Consider the following 12,590-nt stretch of genomic DNA (forward strand, 5'->3'; position numbering starts at 1 on the left):
GCGGGTCGATCCGTCGGGTCGTGTCCGTCTGGCCCGCTGGTGCCCGCCTTACGTGGACTCGCAGAACGCGTGCAGCCGCTCGTTGAATGCCGGCGCGTCGTCCCAGAAGACGGCGTGGCCCGCGTTGGGCACGAGCTGCACCTCCGCATGAGGGATCGCATGCTTGTGGCGCTCCGCGGCGACCGGTTTCACGATTGCATCCTTCCCGCCGTGCGTGATCAGGACCGGCTTGCGGAGCTTGGCCAGCACGTCGCCGTTGCTGAATGAGCGAGAGAACAATCCGCGTCTGACGTATGGCGGCACGCTCAAGTTGTACCCGAGCATGAGAAAGAGCTCCGCGTCGGTGGGCGGCTCGACGAAGCAGAGTTGGAGCAGCCCGCGAAGTCCGTCGATGCTTGCCTCCGTGTCCGTGGCGAGCAGCTGCGGGAAAATGGCGAGAAAGCCGGGCGTCAAGAGAGCCATGGCTGCCTCCGTGCCTAACTCGGTCAGCGCGCCGACGAAATGCAATCCGCCGATCCCCTCTTCGCCGTAGTGCCGGACGTAGTCGAGGCACACGAGGGGCCCGTACGACCAGCCCGAGAGCACCGGATGGTCGAGCGCCAGTGTGCGAATCACGGCGGCGACGTCGTCGGCCCACAGGCTGGCGTCGCCGTAGCCGTCGCGCGGTTTGCCGGACAGGCCGTGACCGCGCAGGTCGATGGCGACCAACCGGTGATGCTCCGTTAGGCTCGAGTCCAACTGGCGGTTCCACTGGAGCAGCGACTGCGAGGCGCCGTGCAGAAATACGATGGGGCGGCCTTTCGGATTGCCCGTCTCCAGGACCTGCAGTTCCACACCCCCGCCGCCGGTGATGCGATGCGTCTTCATGCGAACCTCCTCTGGATCGCGTGGCGGGCCGTCGCTGCTCAGTGCGCTCTCTCACCACTATGAATGCAACGGGGGGCGTCGTCAAATTTCGGTGGCCGTCGCCGGAAACACACGAAGTCGCCGACGTGATTGTTCGCAGCCGTCGCGTGCAGAACTCCGACCCAAGGACATGTCATGAACGATCCCTCTTCGACGATCGGTAAGGCACGGTTCGAGTCGTTCAGCGACGGTGTATTCGCGATCGCCATCACGCTGCTCGTGCTCCAACTGCATTTGCCCGCACGAGTGTCCGCACAGTCGACAGCGGGCGAGCAGGCACGCGCGCTGCTCGAGATCTGGCCGCAATACCTCGTGTATGCCGCGACGTTCGCGACGGTTGGCGTCATGTGGGTGAACCACGGAGCGCTGCTGCACTATGCCGACCGGGTGACGCATGGAGTGCTGATCGCGAACCTGTTGCTGCTTGCACTCATCTGCTTCCTGTCCTTTCCGACGTATGTGTTCGCACAGTTGGGCGTGACACGGCCGACCATCGTGTACTACGGCGCGACGCTCTCGGCCATCGCCGTCGCCTATTTGCTGTTGCAGCGCGCTGCGATGACGGCGCATCCGTCGACGCGCCGGCGGCTGTCGGCCTGGAACCTCGTCGGTCTAACGCTCTATCCGTTGGCGACGGTCGTCGGCTTGGTGTCGCCGATCGCGGGGCTGGTGGTGATCGGGCTGCTCGCGGTGTACTATGCCTTACCGGGCAACATCCAGAGTGCCATGCTCCGCTCCTGAGGCGTTCGATAACAATGCTGCTGACGATCTGCCGAACGCCCGTTCGCGCGTACGCACCTCGAGTCGGCTGGATGCTCATCCCTGGCCTGATCGCCATGCTCCTCGCCGGCCCTGCGCGCGCGTGCACGCAGGCTGCTGCATACTCGCCCCGTCCAGACACGCTCCGCTACGACATCGACAATCCGTATCGCATGTACTGGCTGCACGGCTCCGATACGGTGGGGCCCGGGCGCCACGAGGAGAGCGTCGAATCGCAAGTCTGGGGCGGCACCGCGGCGCAGCCCGAGGTGACCGTCCGCAACCAGCTGCTCGATGTCAGCCGGCGCCTGCAGCGCCACACGTTCATCGTCGCGCCTAACGGAGACGTGCGCATGATCGATCGCCAGCCCCCCGGCGCGTCACAGGCGGTCGATTTCCTGTTACAGCTGCCGCCGACCGCGCTTCGCGCCGGCGCATCGTGGAGCGATACCGTGCGCGCCAGCGGACGCGATGTGGCGGGGCCCGACCTGTACGAGGCGGTGCGACGCTACCGGGTGCGGCGCATGCTCGACACGTTAGGCAGTCACGACGTCGCCGATGTCGAGGCGCACGGCACCATTCGGTATCGCTACGGCTTCGTTGCGAACACCGCGACGGGTAAGGTGGCCTGGGTGGATCTCACCGGCCCCGACAGCGAGCGATACCTGTTCGACGCGCAATCCGGCCGCTTGCTCGCGCGGCGATGGGACATGCACCTCACAGGCCACGGTGTTGCGCCGGATGCGGCCGACACGGTGCCCGCGGGACTCGAATCCAGTGAAGTGTCCTCGGTGTCCAACTCGGCGCTCACACGCTTCCTCCTCGACCCGCTGCCCGGCACCGACACGTCGATCACCTTTGCCATGCAGAACAAGACGATCATCCTGCTCCATACCACGGCGCGCCATCGAAACGAGATTACGGCATCGTTGACGCGCAACGATGGGATGGTCGGCATTGCATCCGTGGACCTGGACACCTCGCGCGTCACCGGCTATGGCGCAACCTGGTCGGACAGGAATGGCCTGGCGCGGCAAGCCGTCAACGTGCGCCGCGACTCGCTGCTGCTCGTTAGGCAGGGCCAGCGCGATACGTCCGTGGCGATCCCGGCCGACACGGCATGGGCCGTGGCCGACTATGCCATGGATGAGCTCCTGGCGCCGGTCCTCCTCGCGCTGCCACGCGACGGCAAGCCGCATCCGATCGCGATCTTCCGGCCGTACCTCGCTCGCTGGGACACCGGCTCCGCTGCAGCGCGGGCACGCGGCGGATTCGTGGACGTCGCGCTCGACTTGTCGGATAGCGACAGCCAGGAGACCCTCGTCTTCACGACCGACGGCGACTGCCTTTTCGCCGACAACGCGTGGCCAAGCGGTTCGCGGCGCGTCCCCTCGGACGCGAAACGGTTCGCGCGCATGCAAGCCGCGCTGGCGGTGTTCGGCCGCTGAGGTGCGTTAGGCGCGCACGCCGGCGTTACCGGCCGACATGCGTCGGCGACGCAAGCGCCTGCTCGATCGCGCTCTGCACGAGCGGCTCCATCACCCGATAACCGGCCAGCGTCGGATGGACGCCATCCTTCGTGAGCTCGGGCTGCAGGCCGCCATGCCCGTCCACCATCGCGGTATAGTAGTCGACGAACACGATGTGGTGATCGACGGCGTACTGCCGGATCATCCTGTTGAGCGCGACGATCTTCGGCGCGGGCTCGAGGGCGGGCCGCCAGCGAAACGACGATGCCGGCAGCACGGAGCTCAATACGACCGTGATGCCGTTCGCCCTCGCCAGCTCGGCCATCGATACGATGTTCCCGAAGATCGCGCCTAACGTCGCCGGCCCGGTGTTTTCGGCGATGTCGTTGACGCCGCCGAGGATGACGACGACCGCAGGGCGCAGGTCGATCACGTCCTGCCGAAATCGCACGAGCATCTGCGGCGTCGTTTGCCCGCTGATGCCGCGATTGATGTATTGCCGCCCGGCGAAGAACGCGCTGTCCAGCACGTCCCACTGTTCGGTGATCGAGTTGCCCATGAAGACGATGCGCTGCTCGCCAGGCGCCGGAGGGCCGAGCCGAGCGTCGTCGTCTCGGTATCGCTGCATGTCGGCCCAGTCCGTACGCAGGCGCTCCTCCTCAGCCGGCATGTGCGGGGAGGATTGCGCAGCGACAGAGCTCGAGAGCAACATCGCGACGAGGACTAACGGTGAGCGCACCGGCGAAGAACCGTGAAGAGTTTCGAGGATGGTGTTGTGGCTCCTCTTGCAAGGGCCGCCACGCGTGAGACCAAATGGTCAGCCGAGGACCCGGCAGAACTCTGCCGTGGTCGTCATGATTGCGTCTCCGGCGAAGGTCAGGCTGTCCAGTGAACGCTGCGCTGCCGCCTTGTTTCCGGCGCCGCAGGCGTCGGTGATGATCACGGGCACGAAGCCGAGATCGGCGGCGTGACGCGCCGTGGGTTCGATACCGACCTCCATGGCGATGCCCGCGATCGCAAGCGCGGTGCTCCCGCAATCGCGCAGCGCGATCGTGAGCGGCGTGCCCTCGAACGCCGACATGGTGATCTTGTCGAAGATCGCCTCATCGGCCGTCGGCTCGAGTTCCGGCACGATGCCGAAACCGGACGCGCCGCGTAGAAACCATGGCGTCACTCTGTCGGGATCATCGACGCGTTGCCATGCCATCGCCATGCGATATTGGAACGCCCCCATGAGCGCCTTGGGCAGCGACATGTGCCTCGTGAAGAACGTGCGGATCGATGCCGCACGCGCCGCGTCGAGCACCTGCCGCACCTTCCCGACGATCACGTCGGCGTCCTGCACCTGGCGCGTGATGCCGACCTGCATGTCGTAGATCAACAGCGCCATGCGCTGGGCGCTGGACAACTCTTCCAGCGTTTGAGGAATATCGATGCCGAATGCGCGCTTCATCGCCTAACGTGTTGGGGTGAGTCCGGACGGTCGTTCGGGCGACCTGCGCGTTCGAATCGGCCACGCCGCTCGAGGCGGCGACCATGCTTCGCCAAGACTAGAGCGCCCGATACGCCGGCGCAATGTCGCCCGCGCACCTCGCGCGCAGTACCATACGACCACTGCAGCGCAGTGTACCACCGGGCACTAACGAGCGCGAGCCCGGGGATGGGAGGAGCGGCTCGATCGTGTGGTCAAGAATTGGGTGGCCTCACGAAGCGCATCGCGGCGGGTTCCTCGACGCGCAACCTCCAGGAGCGTGCGATACGCGGCGGCCGCGGCTGCGCCGTCGCCACCGGCCCGCGCTGCCCGCGCTTCGCCTAACAGGCTGTTGAATCGCCGTGGGTACGACTCGAGCGACAGGCGATACGCTCCAAGGGCGTCTGCCGGCCGCTGCTCCTCCATGAACAGATCTCCGAGCAATTCGGACGCGGGCAGTGTCGGGCCCGGCGTCACGGCGTGCTTCGGAGTCGACGCCTCGAGCGCTGCCGCTGCTTGCATCAAGGTCACGCTGCTGTCTTCCTGTCCCTCGGCGTGCGAAATCCAAGCGCTCAACTCCAGGCGCAGGAGCCGGATATTTCGGGCGAACAAATCCTCGCCGCTGCGGGACGTCGCGTCCTCGAGCTGCGCGAGCCGTGCGACGGCGGCGCGCGCCGAGTCGAGCCGGCCGATGTGCGCTTCGCCTAACCCGCGTGCGAAGCGCGAGACGGCCTCCGGCCAGGCGAAGCGATCCCACGCCACAATCGCCGGGTGCCTGGGAGCAATGGACGCGGCGGCCTGCCAATCGCGCCGCTCGAGCGCATAGCGAGCTTGTGTCGATGCGAGGTGAAACGCCGTCTTGAATGTCGGCTCCGTGTGCACAGTCGCACGAAGGTGTCGAACCTCGCGCGCGGCCGACTCGTCGGCGCCCTCTTGCAGATAGGCATAGACGAGATATTCGACGGCGTGCGGATACTCGTCCGAGATGAACTCGCCGTGCTCACCGGCGGACTGTCGCCGCGCAGCCGCTTTGGCGCGCAGGTTTCCCGCAATGACACGGTCCCAATCGCCGAGTCGCGTATAGATGTGCGTCGGCATATGAAGTGCATGGGCATTGTCGGGAGCGATCGCGGCGTATTTCGCGGTGATGTCGAGCGACTCGTGTTCCCGGCCCGGCGTGTCGTTAGCATGAATCAGGTAGTGCATCGCGCCAGGATGATCGGGATTGCGGGCGTACACGCGCAGGAGAATGGCAGCGGCGCTGTCGGCGTTCGTGCGCGACGATGGATTCGCCGGCGCAGCTGCCAGCAGCGCCAGTGCATAGAACGCTGCTGCGTCCGGGTCTTCCGGATACGCGACGAACGTCTCGTGCGCCGCGGCTTCCCAGTGCGCGATCCGATCCCAGTAGTTAGGCGATGACGGGTCGGCGAAAAACGCGGCCGCCGATCGGACGAACGAGCGCTCGCGCTCCGTGGCGGGCTGGAGCGAGTCGGCCCGCTGGACTTCGTCCCAGCCTCGCTGCAGCTCGGCCGCTTGCGGACGCGTTGGCCAGAGCGGTTGGAACAGCGTCATCGCGATTCCCCAATGCGCCATGGCGCAACGGTTGTCGATCAGGGCCACGCGACGAAAGGCCTGCCGGGCCTCCACATACGTCATGTTGTGCAGCAGTGCAACGGCGATGTTGAACTCCCGTTGGGCAGGTGTCGAGCAGCTGATCGGGAAGTCGACGGAACCGAGTGGATGTGCGCGGCGGTGCGCGCCGCCTTGCGCGGCGACTACGGAACACGAGAGCAGTGCAGCGGCTGCTCCGCCGATCACTCGCACGCCGCGCTGCCTCGCGCCGCGACGGCGGCGGGAAACGGTCATCCCGGAGTTGCACATCTCTTCCAACATGTGCAGGACATCGATGCCGAACGCGCGAGACATTGCCTAACGTGCGGAGGTGAGGCGAACATCGAGGCCGCTGACGGTCACGTCGAGGCCGATGCGCCCGGACCCTTCGCAAACAGTAGGACTCCCGACCCGCAGGCGCAATGTCGCAGGCGCGTCGCAGACGATACAATACGGCATGCCCAGCGAACTACACAGGTTTCCGTCGCTCGTCACCGTCGCGTGGCTCGCGCAGCGCATTGCGAGGCCGGGGGTGCGCGTCGTGGATGCGTCGTGGTATTTGCCGAGCGCGGAGCGCGATGCTCGAACAGAATATGAAACCGCGCACATCCCCGGCGCGGTGTTCTTCGACCTCGACGCCTCGAGCGACCAGTCGACATCGCTCCCGCACATGCTGCCGACATCCGACGAGTTTGCGGCGCGCATGAGCGCCCTCGGCGTATCGGACAGCGACGAAATCGTGGTGTACGATGGATCGGGTGTGAATCTGAGCGCGCCGCGGGTGTGGTGGATGTTTCGCGCGTTCGGCCACCGTGCAACCGCGGTGCTCGACGGCGGGTTCGGCGCATGGCGTGCCGCCGGACTTCCGGTGGAGTCGGGCGTGGTCACGCCGGCGCCCGGTACGTTCACGGCGCATCTCGATGCATCGCGCGTGCGCGATCTCTCGGCCATGCTCGCCAACGTTGACACGCGGCGCGAGCAGATGATCGACGCCAGATCGAGCGGCCGCTTTGCCGCCGAGCAGCAGGAGCCGCGGCCGGGGTTGCGCGGCGGACACATTCCGGGAAGCCGCAGCCTGCCGTACACCCATCTCGTGATGCCTAACGGAACGGTACGGCCGCGCGACGAGTTGCGGGCGATGTTCGACGCCGCCGGCGTGGACCTCGAGCGCCCGATCGTCGCCAGCTGCGGATCCGGCGTCACCGCCTGCTGTCTCGTGCTCGCCCTCGACCTGCTCGGCGCATCAAATGTATCGGTGTACGATGGAAGTTGGAGCGAGTGGGGCGGCCGCGCGGACACGCCCATCGAGACGGGTCCAGCACGCACACAGTCGAGCTGACGCCACACACCTTTCGCCGTTTCCACGGGCGCCGCAAAAATCCCCGACGGTTCAGCGCGCTTGTGCCGCACATCTTGCATACGCGTGCCGCGGCTTCTCCAGTCGCGATGGTGCACTGTGTCATCAAGCGTGTCGTGCCGGATGCGGCGTATGGCAACGCCCATCCGTGCCAACAGCATCCTTGTTCTTGCCGTGATAGCGGCGTTCGCAGCGGGATGCTCAGACAATAATTCGCCGACTGGCGCCGGTGTGGCGCCCGAGATCGGAACTCCCGCTGTCAGTGAGCCCGATAGTGCGGGCCCTGCGATTATCATCGCCGTCGGCACGCAGGGCGCCGATTCCGCGCGCGTCGTGGCAGCGAGTGCGTCCGGCGGTTTGCGCGTGACAACGGACTACGTTCGCGTGGTGAATGACACCGCGCACCTGGTGCTCGGTGGACTTCACCCTGGCGTTTCGTACAAGTGGCACGTGCAGGCGGTGGGCGCGGGCGGAGCGCGCTCCGGGCAGAGCCTAACGCTCGTGGCCGACTCGCTGCCGGCAACGATCCGCAGCGCGCAGATCGTGACGACCGCCGGTAAGGCGCCGACTGTGCCGTACATCGCCACGGAGCTCGCCGTCGACAGCACGAAGTACGAAGTGATTTTCGACAGCACGGGCACGCTGGTGTGGTATCGCGTGATGGCTCGGCCGTCGAGCGACGGCGATTTCGAGATGCAGTCCACCGGCGTATTCACGGCCTTCCAGGGCACGACGTTCGGATGGCAGCCCGTTCCGGGCGCCTGGGTCTCATTCGGCCTCGACGGCGTCGCCCAACACACCTGGGCGGCGCCGGCCAGTTCCTATACCGATCAACATGAATTCCGCTTGCGCGTGGAGGGCGGCGATACGGTCGCGTACTTCTCCGTGTACGACATCGTCCCGATGGACATGACCGCGCATTGCGGAACGTCCGCCCAACCGACGGCGGTGCACCGGATCGTGCGGGCCGGTGCCGGCGGCGTCCGCACGATCTTCGACGCGACCAGCCGTTTCACGATCGCCGACTGGATCTCGCCGCCGTTATGCGGGTTGGGCGACTTCGACCATCCCAATGCCTTCGACTTCGACGGGGACAACACCATGATCGTGAGCTGGCGCAATTTCGGCGCGCTCACGGCGATCGACGCAACGACGGGGCACGTGCTCTGGCAGTTGGGCGGCGCCCAGTCGACGCTCGCGCTCTCCGGCGACGCGTTGGGCGGCACCGGCGGCCAGCACTCGGTGCGCGTCTCGTCTCCCGGCACCGTGCTGGTCTACGACAACGGGACCAGCCATTCGCCGCCGCAGAGTCGCATGGTGGAATACGCCATCGACACGGCGCACGGCCTTGCCCGCCTCACGCGGCAGTACCTGCACCCCGACGGGGGCCTCTACACGACCTTCATGGGTTCGGTGAGCCCGTTGAAGAACGGCGGCGTGCTCATCGGGTGGAGCACGGCGGCGACGATTACGGAGATCGACAAGAACAGCACACTGGTCTGGGAGGGCGTGCTCAAGTTAGACGGTCAATCCCAGCAGTTCTATCGCGCGGTTCCGATCGGGTCGCTGTACCACTATCGACAGCCCTGACGCCACGGGCGTATCATCTCCGGCACACTCCGTCGCCGCCGCGCGCGACGGTGGCACCGTCACGACTCCGGGGACCATGCCGCACTCGACCGTACAGATCATCACGCAGGACGGCTCCTGCCCAACGCACGTGTTCACGCCCGCCGGCGACGGCCCGTGGCCGGGCGCAATCCTGTTCATGGATGGCATCGGGATCCGGCCTGCGCTCTTCGAGATGGCGGAGCGTCTTGCGTCCGCCGGCTACTACGTCGCGATGCCGGACCTCTTCTACCGCATCGGCCCGACCAGTTACGATGCGAAGAAAGCGTTCACCGACCCGGCCCAACGCAACGATCTGATGACTCGCGCACTGCCATCGGCGAGCATCGCGAACGTGATGCGCGACACGAACGCATTCCTGACGCACCTGGAGGGCGAGCCGCATGTGCGCGGCTCGGCGTTCGGGGTCACGGGCTACTGCATGGGTGGGCGGCTGGCGTTGTCGGCGGCCGGTACGTATCCGGAGCGATTCGCCGCTGCCGCGTCGTATCACGGCTCGAGCCTGGCGACGGATGCGCCCGACAGTCCGCATCTGCTCGCGCCGCGAATGCGGGCGTGGATCTACGTGGCCGGCGCGATCGAGGATCGGAACTTCGATGATGCGCAGAAGCAGCGGCTCGATGACGCGCTCACTCGGGCCGGCGTCCGGCACACCGTCGAGACGTACAACGCGCGCCACGGTTGGGTGCCGTCCGACACCCCGGTGCACGATCCGGTGGAGACGGAACACCACTGGCGCACGCTGCTGGATCTCTTTGCGCGCACCCTCTTCTGACACGACACCGGCGGGCCGGCGAGCGGTCAGTCCGAGCGAAGCGCCTGCGCCGGGTCGATCGATGTGGCGCGGTGCGCCGGCAGATACGCCGCGGCCATGGCCACGATGCACAGGACCGCGCAGGCGGCGCCTAACGACAGCGGGTCGCTCGCCGAGATCTGGAAGAGCAGCGCGGTGATGAGCTTGGCGCTGAGGAGCGTTACCGTTAGGCCCGCGCCGAGGCCGAGCGCGGCAATGATCGACGCACGGGTGATCACGTCGCGTCGCACGCGTTCCGGCGTGGCGCCGAGCGCGATGCGGATGCCCAACTCGCGTGTCTGGTCGCGGACCATCGAGGTCATCACGCCGAAGAGGCCGATGGCCGCCAGCAGCAGGGCGACCAGGCTGAAGCCGGACATGAGGAGCGTGTCGACGCGCGGCTGGGCGAGCGGCCGGTCGAGAATCTCATCCATCGTGCGCGGGGCATTGAGCGCGAGCGAAGGATCCACGTCGCGTACGGTGCTGCGCAGCGCCGGGAGCAGCGAGCCTAACGGAACGCTGCTGCGGATCGCGACGTAGCCTTGCCAGTACGATTGCAACGACGGCAGGTATACCATCGGCGACGCCTCGCGCAGCGTACGCAGATGCGTATCGCGCGCCACGCCCACTACCGTGCGCCACCCGTCTTCGCCGACGATGCCGCCCTTGCCGGGAACGCGGAGGCGTCTGCCGATCGGATTCTGCCCGGGCCACAACTTGCGGGCGGCGGACTCGTTGACGATGGCGACGAGCGCCGACGTGGCGCGATCATCCTCCGTGAATGCGCGGCCATGGTCGATGTGCACCCCGAACGTCTTGAAGAATTCGGCGCCGCCCATTTCGGTCGGAACGGCGGGGAACCGCGCGGTGTCGGTCATCGACGGATCGTCGGTCTGAAACCGGACTTGCCAGATGCCGTTGCCGAGCATCGGCGGCGCGATGATCGGTGTCGCGGCAGTGACACCCGGAATCTCGCGAATCCGGCGCACGACGGCGTCGCCCTCGGCCGTGAACTGCGTCATGTCGCCGAACCTGGCGGCGTTGAAGGCGTAGTCCAGTATCGACAGGTGCGCGCTCACGAAGCCGGTGTCCTGGCGCTCGAGCCGCTCGAGACTGCGCGCGAGCAATGCGGCGCCGCCTAACATGACCGTGGCGAGCGCGAGCTGGAATGCGACCAGCGTCTGGCGGGCCACGCGGCGGCGGCGCGTTTCGCGGCCGGAGCGCGCATCGGCGCGCAGGGACGCCGCGGTGCCGCGCGCCGCCAGGAGCGCGGGCGCGACGCCGAACAGCAGCACCGCCAGCGCAGACACGATGGCGGCGACGAGGATCGGTGTGGGCGCGAGCTGGATCTCATCGAGGCGGGGCAAGTCGGGCGGGGCGAACCGTCCTAACGCTGCGAGCAGAAACGCCGCCACGGCAAGCCCGGCCGCGCCGCCGGCAGCGGCGATGAGCACGGCCTCGACCACCAGTTGGCGAATGACGTCGGCCGGGGCGGCGCCGAGCGCGCGGCGGACGTCGAGCTCGTGGCTGCGCGACGATGCCCGGAGCAGCATGAGATTGCCGACGTTGAGGCAGGCGATGACGAGCAGCAGCGCGACGCCGCTGGTGAGGAGCAGCAGCGCCGGCCTGACGTCGCCCAACACGGTATCGGCGAAGGTGGCGGCGTGCGCGCCGGCGAACGCGAGCTGCGGCTCGAGGCGCCGCTCGATGCCCAGATATTCGGTGGCCGCGTCGGCGACGGATGCGCCGGGTCGCAGGCGGCCGACGGCGAACGCGGAGACGGTGGATTGCCAGCCGCTCCACATCGGTATCCAGTAGTCGACGTTCGCCGGGTAGTCGAAGCCGGCCGGCGCGATGCCGATGATGCGGTAGGTGATGTTGGCATACGGGTCGACGAGCCGCTTGCCTAACACTGCCGCGTCGCCGCCGAACGCCTGGTGCCACGCGCGCCAGCTCAACACGAGCGGCTCCGTGCGCGTCGAATCCGGCCCGGCGGGCGGCTCGTCATCACCCATATCGAGCAGGCGGCCGAGCGCCGGCCTAACGCCTAACACGGCAAAGAAGTTGCCGGTGACCATGCCGCGATTGAGGTCGATCAGCGTGCCGCCGTCGCGGAGCGGCGTCGGCGACGCCGGCCAGTGGGCGACGCCCGCGATGTCGCGCATGGTGCGCGAGCCGGCGCGGACCACGGACAGGTCCTTGGTGCCCGTCGTCAGATCGGTGTTGGGGTCGCTGCCGTACGTCCACAAGACCACCGCGCGGTCCTGTCGCTCCACCGGCAGGCGCTGAATGAGCACCGTCCGGAACACCGTGAACATGGCGACGGACATGCCGATGCCGAGTCCGAGGATTGCGACGGTGGTGGCGAAGAACCCCGGCGTGCGGTGGAACCCTCGCAGGGCAAAGCGGGCGTCGCGGCGCAGTCGGTCGAAGAGTCCCATGGTCACTCGCGGCGAGGGATCGGAACGGCGTCGTTGCAAGCTGTCGCGGCCCGCGCAGCGCGGCAAGAGGGGCGGTGTGCAGCGCGGCGGAGGCTGCGCCGCGCGCGCCAAATAGACAAGGAACTTGTACAAGAGACTTGTGCAGTCAGATATA

At 67.2% G+C, this 12,590-nt stretch carries 10 protein-coding genes; 5 read left to right on the forward strand and 5 right to left on the reverse strand.

Features of this window, described 5'->3' with window-relative positions:
• Window positions 1–48: 48 nt before the first annotated feature.
• Window positions 49–867, reverse strand: a complete 819-nt coding sequence (locus VFW04_15315) for an alpha/beta hydrolase (GenBank protein HEX5180704.1) — start codon at window positions 865–867, stop codon at window positions 49–51.
• A gap of 174 nt (window positions 868–1,041) precedes the next feature.
• Here VFW04_15315 and VFW04_15320 point away from each other — a divergent pair, with 174 nt between their 5' ends.
• Window positions 1,042–1,647 carry a TMEM175 family protein gene (locus VFW04_15320; protein HEX5180705.1) on the forward strand — a complete coding sequence of 202 codons (606 nt, stop codon included), beginning with the start codon at window positions 1,042–1,044 and terminating at the stop codon, window positions 1,645–1,647.
• A 71-nt stretch (window positions 1,648–1,718) separates the two neighbouring features.
• Window positions 1,719–3,113, forward strand: coding sequence for a hypothetical protein (locus tag VFW04_15325; protein HEX5180706.1), 1,395 nt, complete (start codon window positions 1,719–1,721; stop codon window positions 3,111–3,113).
• A 25-nt stretch (window positions 3,114–3,138) separates the two neighbouring features.
• Here VFW04_15325 and VFW04_15330 read toward each other — a convergent pair whose 3' ends face one another.
• The 3 genes from VFW04_15330 to VFW04_15340 all read right to left on the reverse strand — a co-directional run bounded on the left by VFW04_15330 (window position 3,139) and on the right by VFW04_15340 (window position 6,531).
• Window positions 3,139–3,762 carry an SGNH/GDSL hydrolase family protein gene (locus VFW04_15330; GenBank protein ID HEX5180707.1) on the reverse strand — a complete coding sequence of 208 codons (624 nt, stop codon included), beginning with the start codon at window positions 3,760–3,762 and terminating at the stop codon, window positions 3,139–3,141.
• 189 nt (window positions 3,763–3,951) lie between these two features.
• Window positions 3,952–4,587, reverse strand: a complete 636-nt coding sequence (locus tag VFW04_15335; protein HEX5180708.1) for a cysteine hydrolase — start codon at window positions 4,585–4,587, stop codon at window positions 3,952–3,954.
• A 186-nt stretch (window positions 4,588–4,773) separates the two neighbouring features.
• On the reverse strand, window positions 4,774–6,531 hold the full coding sequence (locus tag VFW04_15340) for a hypothetical protein (protein HEX5180709.1): 1,758 nt from the start codon (window positions 6,529–6,531) through the stop codon (window positions 4,774–4,776).
• Between the two features lie 142 nt (window positions 6,532–6,673).
• On the opposite strand from VFW04_15340, the gene sseA reads away from it, so the two are divergent.
• From sseA to VFW04_15355, 3 genes are all read left to right on the forward strand, one after another.
• Complete coding sequence (sseA, locus tag VFW04_15345; protein HEX5180710.1) at window positions 6,674–7,555, forward strand: 3-mercaptopyruvate sulfurtransferase; 882 nt, start codon at window positions 6,674–6,676, stop codon at window positions 7,553–7,555.
• A 381-nt stretch (window positions 7,556–7,936) separates the two neighbouring features.
• Window positions 7,937–9,163, forward strand: coding sequence for an aryl-sulfate sulfotransferase (locus VFW04_15350; GenBank protein ID HEX5180711.1), 1,227 nt, complete (start codon window positions 7,937–7,939; stop codon window positions 9,161–9,163).
• Between the two features lie 76 nt (window positions 9,164–9,239).
• The gene (locus VFW04_15355) at window positions 9,240–9,977 is read left to right on the forward strand and encodes a dienelactone hydrolase family protein (protein ID HEX5180712.1); all 738 of its coding nucleotides are present in this window, start codon (window positions 9,240–9,242) and stop codon (window positions 9,975–9,977) included.
• Between the two features lie 26 nt (window positions 9,978–10,003).
• Here the strand turns inward: VFW04_15355 and VFW04_15360 are convergent, their stop codons facing one another.
• Window positions 10,004–12,436, reverse strand: a complete 2,433-nt coding sequence (locus tag VFW04_15360; protein ID HEX5180713.1) for an ADOP family duplicated permease — start codon at window positions 12,434–12,436, stop codon at window positions 10,004–10,006.
• Between the last annotated feature and the right edge of the window lie 154 nt (window positions 12,437–12,590).

This window comes from Gemmatimonadaceae bacterium, from assembly GCA_036273715.1.
Classification (GTDB): Bacteria; Gemmatimonadota; Gemmatimonadetes; order Gemmatimonadales; family Gemmatimonadaceae; genus JADGGM01.